15 protein-coding genes and 1 pseudogene are annotated in these 16261 nt (G+C 38.0%); 13 read left to right on the top strand and 3 right to left on the bottom strand.

Features of this window, described 5'->3' with window-relative positions; genetic code table 11:
* Positions 1–32: 32 nt before the first annotated feature.
* Entirely contained in the window at positions 33–830 is a 798-nt protein-coding gene (locus BIV20_RS08425) for an ABC transporter permease (protein WP_075719962.1), read from the bottom strand.
* Positions 823–1590, bottom strand: coding sequence for an ABC transporter ATP-binding protein (locus BIV20_RS08420; RefSeq protein WP_075719960.1), 768 nt, complete (start codon positions 1588–1590; stop codon positions 823–825). Before BIV20_RS08420 ends, BIV20_RS08425 begins: the two co-directional genes overlap by 8 nt.
* Positions 1591–1709: 119 nt before the next feature.
* Here BIV20_RS08420 and BIV20_RS08415 point away from each other — a divergent pair, with 119 nt between their 5' ends.
* The 13 genes and pseudogenes from BIV20_RS08415 to BIV20_RS08355 all read left to right on the top strand — a co-directional run bounded on the left by BIV20_RS08415 (position 1710) and on the right by BIV20_RS08355 (position 15481).
* Complete coding sequence (locus BIV20_RS08415; protein ID WP_158024924.1) at positions 1710–1883, top strand: hypothetical protein; 174 nt, start codon at positions 1710–1712, stop codon at positions 1881–1883.
* Between the two features lie 69 nt (positions 1884–1952).
* Positions 1953–2762: a M15 family metallopeptidase gene (locus tag BIV20_RS08410; RefSeq protein ID WP_083655143.1), complete on the top strand. Its 810-nt coding sequence runs from the start codon at positions 1953–1955 to the stop codon at positions 2760–2762.
* A gap of 72 nt (positions 2763–2834) precedes the next feature.
* Positions 2835–3452, top strand: a pseudogene (locus BIV20_RS08405) (epoxyqueuosine reductase QueH); the annotation flags it as partial.
* 268 nt (positions 3453–3720) lie between these two features.
* Positions 3721–5142: an argininosuccinate lyase gene (gene argH, locus BIV20_RS08400; protein ID WP_075719958.1), complete on the top strand. Its 1422-nt coding sequence runs from the start codon at positions 3721–3723 to the stop codon at positions 5140–5142.
* A gap of 165 nt (positions 5143–5307) precedes the next feature.
* Positions 5308–6393, top strand: a complete 1086-nt coding sequence (gene asd / locus BIV20_RS08395; protein WP_075719956.1) for an aspartate-semialdehyde dehydrogenase — start codon at positions 5308–5310, stop codon at positions 6391–6393.
* Positions 6394–6487: 94 nt separating this feature from the next.
* Entirely contained in the window at positions 6488–6961 is a 474-nt protein-coding gene (locus tag BIV20_RS08390; RefSeq protein ID WP_075719954.1) for a methylglyoxal synthase, read from the top strand.
* 18 nt (positions 6962–6979) lie between these two features.
* Positions 6980–8341 carry an ATP-binding protein gene (locus tag BIV20_RS08385; RefSeq protein WP_075719952.1) on the top strand — a complete coding sequence of 454 codons (1362 nt, stop codon included), beginning with the start codon at positions 6980–6982 and terminating at the stop codon, positions 8339–8341.
* 21 nt (positions 8342–8362) lie between these two features.
* Positions 8363–10453, top strand: a complete 2091-nt coding sequence (locus tag BIV20_RS08380; protein ID WP_075719950.1) for a DNA topoisomerase — start codon at positions 8363–8365, stop codon at positions 10451–10453.
* Positions 10454–10489: 36 nt separating this feature from the next.
* Positions 10490–11161, top strand: a complete 672-nt coding sequence (locus tag BIV20_RS08375) for a UDP-N-acetylglucosamine pyrophosphorylase (RefSeq protein ID WP_075719947.1) — start codon at positions 10490–10492, stop codon at positions 11159–11161.
* A 130-nt stretch (positions 11162–11291) separates the two neighbouring features.
* Positions 11292–11993 carry an ABC transporter ATP-binding protein gene (locus BIV20_RS08370; RefSeq protein ID WP_075719945.1) on the top strand — a complete coding sequence of 234 codons (702 nt, stop codon included), beginning with the start codon at positions 11292–11294 and terminating at the stop codon, positions 11991–11993.
* Positions 11990–13576 carry a putative ABC exporter domain-containing protein gene (locus tag BIV20_RS08365; protein ID WP_075719943.1) on the top strand — a complete coding sequence of 529 codons (1587 nt, stop codon included), beginning with the start codon at positions 11990–11992 and terminating at the stop codon, positions 13574–13576. The genes BIV20_RS08370 and BIV20_RS08365 overlap by 4 nt, the downstream gene beginning before the upstream one ends.
* A gap of 149 nt (positions 13577–13725) precedes the next feature.
* Positions 13726–14418 carry an iron-sulfur cluster assembly scaffold protein gene (locus tag BIV20_RS08360; RefSeq protein ID WP_075719941.1) on the top strand — a complete coding sequence of 231 codons (693 nt, stop codon included), beginning with the start codon at positions 13726–13728 and terminating at the stop codon, positions 14416–14418.
* Positions 14419–14470: 52 nt separating this feature from the next.
* Positions 14471–15481, top strand: a complete 1011-nt coding sequence (locus BIV20_RS08355; protein ID WP_075719939.1) for a GGGtGRT protein — start codon at positions 14471–14473, stop codon at positions 15479–15481.
* A 64-nt stretch (positions 15482–15545) separates the two neighbouring features.
* Here the strand turns inward: BIV20_RS08355 and BIV20_RS08350 are convergent, their stop codons facing one another.
* A complete protein-coding gene (locus BIV20_RS08350; RefSeq protein ID WP_075719937.1) occupies positions 15546–16157 on the bottom strand; it encodes a TetR/AcrR family transcriptional regulator in 612 nt (203 codons plus the stop codon).
* Positions 16158–16261 lie beyond the last annotated feature (104 nt).

Genomic DNA, 16261 nt, shown 5'->3' with positions numbered 1-16261 from the left:
TGCAGCCTGTTTTAGATTTAGAAAAAAGAATATTAATGATGTTTCAAACAGAATTTTTCCATAGCTGCAATTCCCTGGTAAAGAGCAACAGCAATAATACACAGAATAACAATACTCATAATGACCCAATCCAACTTGAATACCTGGCTGCCATAGATGATAAGATAGCCAAGACCGGCACGGGCAGCAATGAATTCGCCAATGATGACACCGACCAGACATAGTCCAATATTCACTTTCATGATAGAAAAAAGAGAAGGTAAGCTGGAGGGAAGTACCACCTTGGTAAGCACATGAAATTTGTTGCCGCCAAGGGTATAGATTAATTTCACTTCTTCTTTATCCACTGCTTGAAAGCTGTTGTAAAGACTCAAGATAGAGCCAAAGATGGCAACAGACATTCCGGTAATAATAATGGTATTATAATTAGCACCAAGCCATACAATTAGTAGAGGGGCCAAAGCAGACTTGGGAAGACTGTTTAAGACTACCAGGTATGGCTCTAATGTTTCGGATATATGTTTGTTAAACCATAATATAATAGTTGCCATAAGAGCGAAAAGAATCACAAGAAAGAAGCTTACCAGTGTTTCGAAAAGTGTGATTCCGATATTGATAAAGAGAGAATGGTCTAGTGCCATACCATAAGCACAGAGAAAGATTTTGGATGGACTGCTGAAGATAAAAGAGTCAATCAATCCTGTTTGAGAAGTAACTTCCCATAAGCCAAGAAATAAAAGAAAAACACATAGACGGCTGATTGTGACAGAGCGTTTATGTCTTTTTTGTGCTGAGAGAAAGTTCTGTTGTGCAAGAGAAATATCAGTCATCTGAGTTCAACTCCTTCCATATAATGTTAAAATAGTCCTTAAATTCCGGTGTGTTTCGCCGCTCCAAAGGGGTTAGGTTATCTGAAAAAGTGATAGGAATCATACTTTTTACCGTACCGGGACGTTTGCTAAGAACAAGAACCTGACTGCCAAGACTGACTGCTTCGGAAAGGTCATGGGTAACTAGAATGGCAGTTTTTTGTTCTTTTTTAATAATAGACCCAATATCATCTCCGACGGTAAGTCTTGTCTGATAATCGAGGGCAGAAAAGGGTTCATCCAAAAGCAGTAGTTCCGGTTCCAGAGCAAGGGTGCGAATCAGTGCGGCACGCTGACGCATACCACCGGATAATTGTGAAGGTCTGGAATCTTTGAACTTGTACAAGCCATAGCGTTCTAGCATATCCATAACTTTTTCTTTGTTTTCCGGTGTAAGTCGGTTTTGAATTTCCAGCCCGAGAAGTACATTTTTTTCAATCGTACGCCATTCAAACAGGTGGTCATGCTGAAGCATATAACCAATGGTTCCACTGCCTTTTTGGAATAGTTTCTGACCGTAGAGCAGGATGGAACCATGTTCCGGTTCAATCAGTCCGGAAAGCAAGGAAAGAAGCGTGGATTTGCCACATCCGCTGGGGCCTACAATGCTTAGAAAGTCACCTTTATGAACAGTAAAATTTATATTAATTAAAGCCGGGGTTTCGCCTTCCATAGTGTGATAGGAGTAACCCACATGGCTGATTTCCATAAGTTTTTCCATAAAAATCTCCGTTTTCTTTTATATATTATATGAAGATAATACAAGATGTGTGTGGAAAAAACTAAGAAGCATATGGTATAATACGTTAATATAAAAACGGACACAAGAGAGGTAGCATAATGAAGTATATAAGAGCAATAGAGAAAGACACAGAGCAGATATTTGATGTAGTTCAAAAGACCATTAAAAATATATATCCGAAATATTATCCCAAGGAAGTTGTAGATTTCTTTTGTGACCTTCATTGTAAAGAAAAAATCAGCGAAGATATGTTGTGGAACGATAAAGTGTGAGTGGAGGAAGAATTATGCTAAGATTAAGACCATATAAAAATTGTGATGCAAAATAGGAAGTAGAAAACCATGAAATATAGGCGTTTTATATTCTTTATAGTTATCATATGTATTTTTGCAATATGTGTTTTTTTTAAAAGAGAAAAACAGGATTCTGAGATAGTAGAAAACGAAAGGGAAAATCAGTCCCATACAACGACTGGTGTTCAATACCATGATATTCCGGTCAGCGACATCATTGAACCATTATCCCCCGGTGATATCGTCACCAATGCAACACTTGAAACGAAAGGAATCGACAGTCTATTCTATAGCACAGAAATTACTGAAGAACTGCAAAATCGTATCATAGGAAATTCCTATCGAGAAAATGATAACATAGCACTATCAGAATTACGTTATTTGCGAGTACTGTATTATGGATTTGACGGGGAAACTCATATAGGAGAACTGATTGTTAACCGGAAAATAGAAACTGACATTTTAGAAATTATGCAGGAATTATACAAGAATCAATACCCCATCGAAAAGATGGTATTAATTGACGAATATGATGCAAATGATGAGAATTCCATGGAAGACAACAATACATCCGCCTTTAATTATCGTACCGTCAATGGCAGTTCTAAATTATCCAAGCACAGTCTGGGACTTGCTGTAGATATTAATCCTAGATTTAATCCTTGCGTTAGAACCATAAATGGTGAAGTTTCTGTAGAACCTGCTAATGGAGCGGAGTATGTCGACCGGACACAGGAGTTTTCACATAAGATAACAGAGAGCGACCTATGTTATCAGTTATTTATAGAGCATGGTTTTACATGGGGCGGAAGTTGGAATTCGGTTAAGGATTACCAGCATTTTGAAAAAGATATTTAGATGAGGATAAACATTGCATTTTGGTTACGATTAATGTAAAATAAGTGCAATGTACTTTTATGAGGTAAAGGCATGAAGCGTAATTATCAAAAAGAGTTGGATGAACTTTTGGAAAAAATAAAAGAACAGGGACAAGTACCTACATTGTTTTTGCACAGTTGCTGTGCGCCGTGTAGTAGTTATGTATTGGAGTATTTGTCGGAATATTTTTCCATTACGGTATTCTACTACAATCCCAATATCTATCCGGATGAGGAGTATTACAAGCGAGTGGAAGAACAAAAGCACTTTATCGAGCGTTTTCCGGCAAAATATAAGATTTCTTTTATAGAAGGGAATTACGATAAGGACAGGTTCTACGAGAAGACAAAGGGCTTGGAACAAGTACCGGAGGGCGGTGAGCGTTGTTTCTTATGTTATGAACTGCGGATTAGGGAAGCGGCAGAATATGCCAAAAAGTTTGGGATGGACTATTTTACAACGACCTTGTCCATTAGTCCCATGAAAAATGCTAAGAAGCTCAATGAAATTGGAGAAAAGTTATCACAGGAATATGGTATACAGTACCTTATTTCGGATTTTAAGAAAAAAAACGGGTACAAGCGTTCTACAGAGATTTCAAAGGAATACGGGATGTATCGCCAGGATTATTGTGGATGTGTATTTTCCATGCAGGAGCGGGAACGCCAGAAGCAGGAATATCGGATACTACGGATTGTAGAACCGGATTTTGGATGTGAAGGCAGACCGGAGGGCGAGAAGCCAACAGATACCGTATATCTGGAAAATATAAAAACAAAAGAACAGTTATGCATAAAAGCAATAGATGAAGTTTTATACCAAAAAGAGATAGAGGAAGATTCTGTTATTAATGGAAAAGTATTGCAACAGATACAAATAAGTAAATAATTAAATTATAATTATATAAATAAAATACAAAAAGAAAGAGGTAAATTATATGGCACAGTTATGGGGCGGACGCTTTACCAAAGAAACCGATCAGTTGGTTTATAATTTTAATGCGTCCATATCATTTGACAAGAAGTTTTATAAACAGGACATGGAGGGCAGTATTGCTCATGTAAAGATGCTTGGAAAACAGGGCATTCTTACGGAACAGGAGATGAATGATATTGTAAAGACCATCCATGAAATTTTGACAGAAGTAGAAGAAGGAAAATTGGAGATTTCTCACGAATACGAAGATATTCACAGTTTTGTGGAAGCAACTCTCATTGATCGTTTGGGAGATACCGGGAAAAAGTTACATACCGGAAGAAGCAGAAATGACCAGGTAGCACTTGACATGCGTCTTTACACCAGACAGGAAGTTTTGGCAGTAGATGAATTGTTAAAAGAATTATTAAATGCAATTTTAACAATCATGGAAAATAACACAGATACCTTTATGCCGGGCTTTACACATTTGCAGAAAGCACAGCCGGTAACCTTGGCACATCATGTGGGAGCATACTTTGAAATGTTCAAGCGTGACCGTCTACGTCTGAAGGACATTTATCACAGAATGAATTATTGTCCATTAGGTTCAGGTGCGCTGGCAGGAACAACTTATCCTCTGGATCGTGACTATACTGCAGAATTGTTGGGCTTCTATGGACCAACTTTAAACAGTATGGATGGAGTATCAGATAGAGATTACTTGATTGAATTTTTATCTGCTATGTCTACGATTATGATGCATTTGAGTCGTTTTTCGGAAGAAGTTATTATCTGGAATTCGAATGAATACCAGTTTGTGGAAATTGACGATGCATATAGTACCGGAAGCAGTATCATGCCTCAGAAGAAGAATCCTGACATCGCAGAGTTGGTAAGAGGAAAGACAGGACGTGTCTATGGTGCGCTGACAGCACTTCTTACCACAATGAAAGGTATTCCTCTTGCTTACAATAAAGATATGCAGGAAGATAAAGAACTGACTTTTGATGCAATGGATACTGTAAAGGGATGTATTGCTTTATTTACCGGAATGTTGGAAACTATGAAATTTAATAAAGATAAAATGGAAGCAAGTGCTAAAAATGGTTTTACCAATGCAACAGATGCCGCAGATTATCTGGTAAATCATGGAGTGCCTTTCCGTGACGCACATGGTATCGTAGGAAGAATTGTTCTTTACTGTATAGACAAAGGAATCTCCATCGATGATATGTCTTTGGAAGAATTGAAGGAAATCAGCCCGGTATTCGAAGAGGATATATTTGAAGCAATTTCTATGGATACCTGTGTGAATAAGCGTCTTACCATTGGTGCTCCGGGACAGGAGGCGATGAAGAAGGTAATTGCCATAGAAAAAGACTATCTTTCTAAGGATTGGAAGGACGAACTTACCGATTGGGAAAGTAAGCTGATGAAATAAGAAAAAAATGTATATTTATACAGATTACCTATAAACGAATTAGATAAAATGGTAATTTTGTATAATATTTGGGGTTGCATTTTCTCGTAAAGTGTAATAATATATTTACTACAAAGACAGTTGTGCGTGAGAAACGGACAGAATAAAAACGAGGAGATTAGAAAAATGAGTCAAAAGTTAAAAGTAGGTATTCTTGGTGGAACAGGTATGGTAGGACAGAGATTTATCTCTTTGTTAGAGAATCATCCATGGTTTGAGGTAACAACTATTGCAGCAAGCCCACGTTCCGCAGGAAAGACATATGAAGAAGCAGTAGGAGATCGTTGGAAGATGGATACTCCAATGCCGGAAGCAGTAAAGAAAATCGTTGTTATGAACGTAAACGAAGTAGAAAAAGTTGCTGCTGAAGTTGATTTTGTATTTAGCGCAGTAGATATGTCTAAGGATGAAATCAAGGCAATTGAAGAAGCATATGCTAAGACAGAGACACCTGTTGTTTCTAATAACAGTGCTCATAGATGGACACCGGATGTACCAATGGTAGTACCGGAAATCAATCCGGAACATATGAAAGTAATTGATTTCCAGAAGAAACGTCTGGGAACTACAAGAGGATTCGTTGCAGTAAAACCAAACTGCTCCATTCAGTCCTATGCACCGGTTTTAACAGCATGGAAGGAATTTGAGCCATATGAAGTAGTAGCTACTACATATCAGGCAATTTCAGGAGCTGGAAAGACCTTTAAGGATTGGCCGGAAATGGTTGGAAACATCATTCCATACATCGGTGGAGAGGAAGAGAAATCTGAAAAAGAGCCACTTCGTATCTGGGGTGAAATTAAAGACGGTGTTATTGTACCGGCAACAAGCCCGGTTATCACATGTCAGTGTATCCGTGTTCCGGTATTAAATGGACATACTGCAGCTGTATTTGTGAAGTTCAAGAAAAAACCAACCAAAGAGCAGTTGATTGAGAAGTTAGTAAACTTCAAAGGTGCGCCACAGGAATTAGATCTTCCAAGTGCTCCAAAGCAGTTTATCCGCTATTTAGAAGAAGATAATCGTCCACAGGTAACAGAGGATGTAAACTATGAAAATGGTATGGGAATCAACGTTGGTCGTTTGAGAGAAGATACTGTATATGACTGGAAGTTTGTTGGTCTCTCCCATAATACCGTAAGAGGAGCAGCCGGCGGAGCAGTACTTTGTGCAGAACTTTTAAAGGCACAGGGATATATTACAGCAAAATAAAATCATGATATAAAAAAGAGGTTGCGCAGGCAGCCTCTTTTTGCTTATAATATAGTTATGCAGAGTAGTTAAAGCGAGAAAGGAATTTACACTTATGAATGAACCAGATTTTATTACATTAACGATTGGAAAACAAAAGAATATTGCATTAATTGCACACGACAGCAAGAAGCATGAATTGATTTCTTGGTGTGAGGAACATAAGGAAGAATTAAAAAAGCATTTTTTGTGCGGAACAGGAACTACAGCCAGAATGATTACAGACCAGACCGGACTTCCGGTAAAAGGATATAACAGTGGCCCTTTAGGTGGAGACCAGCAGATTGGTGGAAAAATCGTAGAAGGAAAGATTGACTTTGTTGTATTCTTTTCGGACCCGTTGGCAGCACAGCCGCATGACCCGGATGTGAAGGCACTTCTTCGAATTGCTCAAGTATATGATATTCCAATTGCCAATAATCGAGCAACAGCAGATTTTATGATTACTTCATCCTTCATGAATGAGTCTTATGATCATAAAATCATTAATTTTAAGAAGAACATTAAGGACAGGGCAAATACCTTATAATTTCAAAAGGAGATAGCCATGACAGAGAGAAAAGCACAGATAAAAAGATTAGAAGAATTGTATCAGCAGGATGGAAACCAACTGGTAATATTGTATGGAAGACGGGAAAATGGAATCCGTGAATTGTTACAGGATTTTTGTAAAGAGAAAAAATCCTTTTATTACTATGCGCCGGAGGTTTCGGCAAAGGCACAGCAACAAAGGATGATTCGTGAGGTAGAGAAGCAGTATGATGTTTCTCTTTCCGAAGAATCTTATGATAGCTGTTTTAGCCGTGTGAAAAGCGGGGATGCCAGTAAGTTGGTGTTGATTATCGATGAGTTTGAGCATATTGTAAAAAAAGACCAACAATTTATGGAAAGTATTTTAAAATTAAAACAGCATAAGTTGTATCCTGGTCCGGTTATGATTCTTTTGTATACTTCAGCAGTTGCCTGGGCGCAGCAGAATATGTTCAAAACATTGGAAAAGTATAAAAAGAAAATTGACGCAACAGAGCAACTTTCTGAGTTAAAGTTCGTGGAGATGGTGCAGTCTTTTCCAGATTATACCGTAAGTCAGAGCGTGGAAGTTTATGGCGTGATTGGCGGTGTGCAGGAATATATGGAAAAGTGGGATGAGTCTCGCGATATTCGTTACAATATTTGTAAACATATTTTGTCTCCGGATGGTTTTTTGTTTGGAGAAGCAGAGCGAATTATCAGTAAGGAATTACGGGAATTTTCTGTTTATAATACCATTTTGGAAGCGTTAGCATCCGGAAAGCGTAAGCTCAATGACTTGTATCAGGAGACAGGATTTTCCAGAGCAAAAATTAGCGTATATTTGAAGAATCTGATGGCATTTGATATGGTGGAAAAGGTGACATCCTTTGAAACGGGAGGATGGGAGAATGCCCAGAAAGGATTGTATCAGATAAAAGATACTTTTATTAATTTCTGGTTTAAGTTTGTATATCCTCATCTGTCTGACTTATATCGAATGGAACCGGAGAAATTTTATGACACATATATTGCAAATGGTTTAGAAGAGTATTTGAACCGTTATTTTGTGAAAGTGTGTGCAGAATATTTGGAATTGATGAATCAGGTACATAAGCTTCCGTTGCAGATGCATAAGATGGGAACTTGGATTGGAAAACAGGGACATATTGACATTATCGTGCAGAATGAGGTGCGTGAAAATCTTATTTGTTTGTGCAATTGGTCAGAACCCGAGATGACTTTTGAAATGTGTCAGAAACTGTTTCAGAGTATGGAACAAGCGAAACTCGCGGCAAACTATTATTATCTCTTTTCTGCAAAGTCTTTTGATGAAAAGTTGAGAAAAATGGTTTCTGCCGATAAACGTATCCTGTTAGTGGATATGAATCAGTTATAAAAGAAAGCAGGATATGGATTTATGGCGAAAGCTTTATATATAGCAGAAAAGCCCAGTGTTGCCAGAGAGTTTGCTAAGGCATTAAAACTGGATTTAAAAAATCATGATGGATATATGGAATCTTCGGAGGCAATTGTAACCTGGTGTGTAGGACATCTGGTTACCATGAGCTATCCGGAGGTCTATGATGAAAAATACAAAAAGTGGAGTCTTGCTACCCTGCCATTTATTCCGGAAGAATTTAAGTATGAAGTCATTCCGGGAGTGAAAAAGCAGTATGATATTGTAGCAGGACTTTTAAATCGTCCGGACGTAACAACCATTTATGTTTGTACCGACTCCGGGCGAGAAGGAGAATATATTTACCGGTTAGTGGAGCGTCAAGCAAAGGTAGAAGGAAAAGAGAGAAGAAGAGTCTGGATTGACTCTCAGACAGAGGAAGAAATCTTACGTGGAATACGAGAAGCAAAGGATTTATCAGAGTACGATAATCTATGTGAATCCGCTTATTTGCGTGCAAAAGAAGACTATCTGATGGGTATTAATTTTTCAAGACTTCTCACCCTAAAGTATGGAAATACCATTTCTAATTTCCTGAATACAAAGTATACCGTAGTTAGTGTAGGACGTGTTATGACCTGTGTCCTTGGTATGGTAGTAAGAAGGGAACGGGAGATTCGCGATTTTGTAAAAACACCTTTTTATCGTGTGTTAAGTACCTTAGATATTCAAGGTAATCAGGTGGATGGGGAATGGCGTGCTGTGGAAGGTTCTGCTTACTTTCAGTCTCCAAAATTATATAAGGAAAACGGTTTTTTAAAGGAAGAAGACGCTAAGCAGCTTATTGAGGATTTGAAAGGTAGTATACCGGAAGGAGAACTCAAGGCAGTAGTAGTTTCTATGGAAAAAAAGAAGGAGACGAAAAATCCACCGTTGTTGTATAACCTGGCAGAGCTTCAGAACGATTGTTCCAGACTTTTTAAAATTAGTCCGGACCAGACTTTGCAGGTAGTACAGGAACTTTATGAGAAAAAACTGGTGACTTATCCGAGAACCGATGCTCGTGTGCTTTCCAGTGCAGTGGCAAAGGAAATACATAAAAATATCGGTGGACTGAAAAATATTCCATCTGTAAAGGCATATGCGGAGGCTATTCTGGAAAAAGGCACCTATAAAAATATTGCCAAAACAAGATATGTCAATGATAAGCAGATTACAGACCACTATGCGATTATTCCTACCGGACAGGGATTCGGAGCGATTAGGACACTGAATCAGACCTCACTTAATGTCTATGAGACTATTGTGCGAAGATTTCTTGGCATTTTCTGTCCACCGGCGATTTATCAGAAGATAAGTTTGGTGACAGGAGTGGGAACAGAAAAGTTTTTCTCAAACTTTAAGGTGTTGGCAGAACCGGGATATTTGAAAGTAATGGAATATTCGTTCCAGAAAAAGAAGGAAAGCGATAATAGTAAGAATAATGGCGAAGAGAGTGAAGAATCCTGTGATGTAAGTTTTATGGAGATTCTTTCCGGATTAAAGAAAGGCATGGAACTGAACGTAAAAGAATTGAATATCAAAGAGGGAGAGACCGCGCCTCCGAAACGTTACAATTCTGGTTCTATGATTCTGGCCATGGAAAATGCAGGACAGCTCATTGAAGATGAGGAGCTGCGTGCACAGATTAAAGGAAGTGGTATCGGCACTAGTGCTACCCGTGCAGAGATTTTGAAAAAACTGGTAAATAATAAATATCTGGCGTTGAATAAAAAGACCCAGATTATTACACCGACATTGCTTGGGGAAATGATATATGATGTGGTAAATGCGTCGATTCGTTCACTTTTGAATCCGGAATTAACTGCAAGTTGGGAAAAAGGCCTGAACTATGTGGCAGAAGGAAGTATCACGCCGGAAGAATATATGGTGAAACTGGAGAACTTCATACGGTCACGAACCAGCGGTGTGTTAGGATTGAACAATCAGTATGCGTTAAGAGGATATTTTCAAAAGGCAGCAACTTATTATAAAACACCTGCCAAGCAGACTGGGAAAGCAAAAGGCAAGAAAAAAGAAGCAGAAGTAAAAGAAACAGAGCCGATATCTTAATATAAGAAGAAATATTTTGGAAAGAAGGAAATAAAAATGGAAACAGCAAAAATCAGCAGTTTATATACATTAAAAGAAACCATAGCAGCAGATTTATTTGAAGGACTTACCTACCCGTGGGAAGCATTGCCCAAAATCAGTGCATTTATTTGTGAATTGGGTCAAAAACTGGATACTGAAAAGTTTGAAAAGCGTGGAGAAAATATCTGGGTTGCCAAAAGTGCTAAAGTAGCACCGACAGCATTTATTAATGGTCCTGCTATTATTGATGAAGAAGCTGAAGTTCGTCATTGTGCGTTCATCAGAGGTAATGCGATTGTGGGAAAAGGTGCAGTAGTAGGAAATTCCACAGAACTTAAAAACGTAGTTCTTTTTAATAAGGTACAAGTGCCTCATTATAATTATGTAGGAGACTCTATTTTGGGATACAAAGCACATATGGGGGCCGGTTCCATTACTTCTAATGTAAAGTCAGACAAAACATTAGTTGTAGTAAAGGATAAAACAATTGGGAAAGAATACGAAACAGGTCTGAAAAAGTTTGGTGCCATGTTGGGGGATGAAGTAGAAGTGGGATGTAACAGTGTGTTGAATCCGGGAACTGTCATTGGAAATCATAGCAATGTGTATCCATTGTCTATGGTGCGTGGGGTAGTGCCCGAAAAATCCATTTATAAGAATAAAAATGAAGTAGTAGAGAAACAGTAGCTGATAGAAAATTTTAAGGTTATCTTAAGGTTAATTATATTGACACAAAGCAACGCATGTATTATTGTATTAAGTAGTTAATACAGAAACATGCGTTGTTTTTACATATTAAAAGAAGAGGAGAAGAGCTATGTTAGAAGTTCAAGAGTTGACAAAGAAATACGGAAAGAATTTGGCAGTAGATCAAGTGAGTTTTTCTATTCCGGATGGAAAGGTTGGAATTTTACTAGGACCTAACGGGGCAGGAAAATCTACCATAATAAAAAGTATTGCAGGATTGTTACGCTATCAGGGTGGAGTTGGAATTCAAAAAATACCTTCCAGAAGCCTTGAAGCTAAAAGAATTTTTGGGTATGTACCGGAGATGCCGGCGATGTTTGATGCATTGACAGTGCGAGAGCATATTGAGTATATACGTCGTGCCTACAATTCCGGTATTACGGATGAAGAAATTGAGGCATTATTAAAAAGATTTGAATTAGATGACAAACAGGAAAAACTAGGAAATGAACTTTCTAAGGGAATGATGCAGAAAGTAAGTATCTGTTGTGCTTTGGCAGTAAAGCCAAAAGTGCTTATGTTAGATGAACCGATGGTGGGATTAGACCCGGCAGCGATTAAAGAATTAAAGAAAGTAGTGTTGGAATTAAAAGAGCAGGGCGTTACCATTTTAATTAGTACTCATATGCTGGAGATGGTAAAAGACCTATGGGATGTTATGTTCATTATGGAAAAAGGAAAAATCGTAGGAAGCTTTACCAGAGAGCAGGCGCAGGATGAGGATATAGAGGAACTGTTCTTCAAGATTACGGGAGGCGGTGAGTCAGAATGAAGGGATTGATTTATCTTTATCAGAGAACTATCGCAAACCGAGTAAAGAAGGCGTTAAAGCGTCCGATGACATATGTGTGGGCATTTGTTTTTGTTTTGTATGTTATCATGATATATGGAAGTTTTAATTTAGTCATCAAGGATGCCAAGATTGCAACACCGGAGAATCTGGTAACAGTATTATCGTGTATTGTTTTATTACTTCTTCCAAGTAATGTAATCAGTTATAGTAAGCGGCATGGACTTTTGTTTCGTCCATCGGAGGCACATTTTGTCTTTCCGGCTCCGGTAAGTCCGAAGGTAATATTGATGTTTACAGGAGTGAAATCATTTATAGGTAATATAATAATAGGAATTATTGTATCGATTGGTGGAGTTTATTGGTTTCATGCAGGAATCGGACAGATGCTGCTATATTTCGTGTTCTTTGTAGTGTTTGAAAGTATACTGGAAGCAAGTATTATTATTTTCTGTTATGGAAATGAAAGATTTCATGAGAAGTTTTTTAAGAGACTGACCGTTGTCATGTATATTTTTATGGCAGTGATGGTAGGAATCGGTGCTTATCTGTTGCTTACACAGAAGGCAGAATTTTCAGTGATACGGGAATATCTTGCAATGCCAATTATCCAGTTGATACCGATTGTAGGATGGAACATCGCGGTGATGCATCTTATTTTTATAGGTCCTAGTGTTATTAATGTAATTGGAACGGTACTATTTTTAGTATCAACCATAGGAATGCTTATCGCAGCAGTAAAAATGAAATGTACCGGAGAATACTTTGAAGATGCAACCAAATTTGCAGATGAGTATCAGACAAAACGAAGGGAAGCCCAAAAAGGTGTTGCTTCCATAGGATTTGGCAAGAAGAAAAAATATCGAAAAGCTTCCGTTGAGTATAAGGGAAATTACGCGAAAGCAATTTATTTCCGGCAACTTTTGGAGTATAAAAAGAATAAAACTTTTATTTTTGGATGGAATACACTTTTATGTTTTGGTATTGGAATAGCAATGGGAGTTTATGGTTACATGAACAACATAGAGAAAGAGTTTGGTTCGTTGAAAGTATTCATTATTCCGGGCGTTGTCGCTTATGTCGTATTCATATTTAGTGGTTATGCTACCAAGTGGTCTAAGGAGTTAGAAAATCCGTATACTTATCTAATACCGGATTCAGCGTTAAAAAAAGTATGGTATTCTACCAAAATCGAGCATATTCGTGCCATTGTAGATGGAATTTTTGTAACACTTCCCGGAGCAATCGCATTTGGAATTGGACCCGTTATGACAGTACTTACCATATTATTATATGTTTGCTTAATGGCAAATCGTCTTTACTATGGAATGTTTGCAGATGTAATTATTGGAAAAAATTTCGGAAATACCGGGAAAACAATTGTTAAAATGATTCTTCAGGGAATTGCCATGTGTATTGCAATCTTAGTAGCAGTAGTCGGATATTTTATCTGGGGATTAGAAGCCGGATTTTTCCTGATGATTCTTGTAATGGGAATTTTGACTTTTGCAGGTGCAGCGGGAGCATCCGTTTCATTTATGAAAATGGAAATGTTAGAGATATAATGAAATGAAAAAACTCTTTTTGTCATAGGGCAAAAAGAGTTTTTTTGTAAAACTACTAGACGAATTCGTCAAAATGTGATTAAATATGAGTAAGTATGTTAAATACATAACAATCAAAATTTAATGTATGGATTGAAAGGAGTCTTAAAATGATTTATTCACAGGAAGTTGAAAAGATGTGTCCGGTTGCCAAAGGTGCAAAGCATGAGCCGGCTCCAATCCCAGAAGAAGGAAAATGGGTACATTCCAAGAAAATTGAAGATATTTCTGGTCTTACACATGGTGTAGGCTGGTGTGCTCCACAGCAGGGTGCATGTAAGCTTACTTTAAATGTAAAAGAGGGTATTATCGAAGAAGCATTGGTTGAAACAATCGGATGTTCCGGTATGACCCATTCTGCAGCTATGGCAGCAGAAATTTTACAGGGAAAGACCATCTTAGAAGCATTAAATACAGACCTTGTTTGTGATGCTATCAATACAGCTATGAGAGAACTGTTTTTACAGATTGTATACGGACGTACACAGAGTGCATTCTCTGATGACGGACTTCCGGTTGGAGCAGGTCTGGAAGACCTTGGAAAAGGACTTCGTTCTCAGGTTGGTACTATGTACGCAACTAACAAAAAGGGTGTTCGCTACTTAGAGATGGCAGAAGGTTATGTAACTGGAATCGCTCTGGATGCAGATAACGAAGTAATTGGATATCAGTTCGTAAGTCTTGGAAAAATGACAGACTTCATCAAAAAAGGTGACGATCCTAACACTGCTTGGGAAAAAGCAAAAGGACAGTACGGCCGTGTAGATGACGCTGTTAAGATTATTGACCCAAGAGAAGAATAATCACCAATAAATAAGAGTTAGACTGTATCAGGAAAATAGGAGGACATTTCAAATGGCTTTATTTGAATCATATGAAAGAAGAATTGACAAAATCAATTCTGTGTTAAATAGTTATGGAATCAGCTCTATTGAAGAAGCTGAGAAAATTACAAAAGACGCTGGACTTGATGTATACGAACAGGTTAAGAAAATCCAGCCAATCTGTTTTGAAAATGCATGTTGGGCTTACACTGTAGGTGCAGCAATCGCTATCAAAAAAGGATGTAAGAGAGCAGCAGATGCAGCTGCAGCAATCGGTGAAGGTCTTCAGGCATTCTGTATTCCAGGTTCCGTTGCAGACCACAGAAAAGTAGGTCTTGGACATGGTAACTTAGGAAAAATGTTATTAGAAGAAGAAACCGAATGTTTCTGTTTCTTAGCTGGACATGAATCCTTCGCAGCAGCAGAAGGTGCTATCGGTATTGCTGAAAAAGCAAACAAAGTACGTCAGAAACCATTACGCGTTATCTTAAATGGTTTAGGAAAAGACGCAGCACAGATTATTTCCCGTATCAACGGATTTACATTTGTTGAAACAAAATATGACTACAAAGAAGCAAAATTAAACGTAGTATATGAAAAAGCATATTCTGAAGGACTTCGTGCAACTGTAAAATGTTACGGTGCTGATGATGTTCAGGAAGGTGTTGCTATCATGCATCATGAAAACGTTGGTGTTTCCATCACTGGTAACTCTACCAACCCAACACGTTTCCAGCATCCGGTAGCTGGTACATACAAGAAAGAATGTATCGAGCAGGGTAAGAAATACTTCTCCGTTGCATCCGGTGGTGGTACAGGACGTACACTTCATCCAGACAACATGGCAGCAGGACCTGCTTCCTACGGTATGACAGATACTATGGGACGTATGCACTCTGACGCACAGTTCGCTGGTTCTTCTTCTGTACCTGCACACGTTGAAATGATGGGACTTATCGGAATGGGTAACAACCCAATGGTAGGTGCTACCGTTGCTGTTGCAGTTAGTATTGAAGAAGCTGCTAAAGCTGGTAAATTTTAATTAAAATTGATTAGTTAATGAAAAAAGGACTTCAAACCCTAATAGGGCGTGAGGTCCTTTTTTATTACATCATCAAAAAATTCAAAGTTCCTGCTGGGTTCCCGGTACCTTTTTCAAGTAAAGAAATCAATCCTAGAATTGTTTCCTTAATTTCTTCCGGAGTAGAAGGAACTAAAGTATTATCCAGTTTTACAGCAAGCACAATTAAAACAATTTCGGCTAAAGCTGCAGGATAGTCAAAGTGAATATCCCCATTTTTGATTCCCTGTGTAATAATTTCTGTCAAAGCAGGTTTTAGTTCTGAAACCAAATACATCAGGTATTTCTGGTGTAATAAGGATTTTTCTAAAGCAGTTGGCAGGTTAGCGTCAGCATCATGGCGAAGAAATTCAGAAGAAGAATTTCTACAGGCTTGAAAAATCATTGCCATGCGCATGAAGGAAGAAATATTTGTCTGACTTGCCAAGCTTTTGGCAGTGGCAATTGGTTTTTCATAATTTCGTTCTATCAATGCTTCTAAAATAGCATCTTTGGAAGAAAAGTAGTAGTAAATACTTCCTTTTCCAATACCGGCAGTTTTTGCAATTTCGCTGACGGATATGGAGTCCATATCTTTTGTTTCCAGTAATTCTTGTAATGCATCCAAAATTTTATCGTATTTTATGTGATTTCCCATGATGAAATCCTCCTTATATGCGTCGTTTATGTATATTTAAACTATAGTCGTAGCAAATGCTTTTCGCACATTATACCACAACAAAACGCATATAGGCAATTAAT

This window comes from Roseburia sp. 499 (genome assembly GCF_001940225.2).
Lineage (GTDB): Bacteria > Bacillota > Clostridia > Lachnospirales > Lachnospiraceae > Petralouisia.
This window is presented reverse-complemented; position numbering and strand designations above follow the sequence as displayed.

Excerpts from the sequence above, each read along its gene's own strand:
- BIV20_RS08355 (WP_075719939.1), top strand. The coding sequence starts at position 14,471 with ATGGCTTTATTTGAATCATATGAAAGAAGAATTGACAAAATCAATTCT.
- BIV20_RS08415 (WP_158024924.1), top strand. The coding sequence starts at position 1,710 with ATGAAGTATATAAGAGCAATAGAGAAAGACACAGAGCAGATATTTGAT.
- BIV20_RS08380 (WP_075719950.1), top strand. The coding sequence starts at position 8,363 with ATGGCGAAAGCTTTATATATAGCAGAAAAGCCCAGTGTTGCCAGAGAG.
- BIV20_RS08350 (WP_075719937.1), bottom strand. The coding sequence starts at position 16,157 with ATGGGAAATCACATAAAATACGATAAAATTTTGGATGCATTACAAGAA.
- BIV20_RS08420 (WP_075719960.1), bottom strand. The coding sequence starts at position 1,590 with ATGGAAAAACTTATGGAAATCAGCCATGTGGGTTACTCCTATCACACT.
- argH (WP_075719958.1), top strand. The coding sequence starts at position 3,721 with ATGGCACAGTTATGGGGCGGACGCTTTACCAAAGAAACCGATCAGTTG.
- BIV20_RS08375 (WP_075719947.1), top strand. The coding sequence starts at position 10,490 with ATGGAAACAGCAAAAATCAGCAGTTTATATACATTAAAAGAAACCATA.
- BIV20_RS08385 (WP_075719952.1), top strand. The coding sequence starts at position 6,980 with ATGACAGAGAGAAAAGCACAGATAAAAAGATTAGAAGAATTGTATCAG.
- BIV20_RS08425 (WP_075719962.1), bottom strand. The coding sequence starts at position 830 with ATGACTGATATTTCTCTTGCACAACAGAACTTTCTCTCAGCACAAAAA.
- BIV20_RS08410 (WP_083655143.1), top strand. The coding sequence starts at position 1,953 with ATGAAATATAGGCGTTTTATATTCTTTATAGTTATCATATGTATTTTT.
- asd (WP_075719956.1), top strand. The coding sequence starts at position 5,308 with ATGAGTCAAAAGTTAAAAGTAGGTATTCTTGGTGGAACAGGTATGGTA.
- BIV20_RS08365 (WP_075719943.1), top strand. The coding sequence starts at position 11,990 with ATGAAGGGATTGATTTATCTTTATCAGAGAACTATCGCAAACCGAGTA.
- BIV20_RS08370 (WP_075719945.1), top strand. The coding sequence starts at position 11,292 with ATGTTAGAAGTTCAAGAGTTGACAAAGAAATACGGAAAGAATTTGGCA.
- BIV20_RS08360 (WP_075719941.1), top strand. The coding sequence starts at position 13,726 with ATGATTTATTCACAGGAAGTTGAAAAGATGTGTCCGGTTGCCAAAGGT.
- BIV20_RS08390 (WP_075719954.1), top strand. The coding sequence starts at position 6,488 with ATGAATGAACCAGATTTTATTACATTAACGATTGGAAAACAAAAGAAT.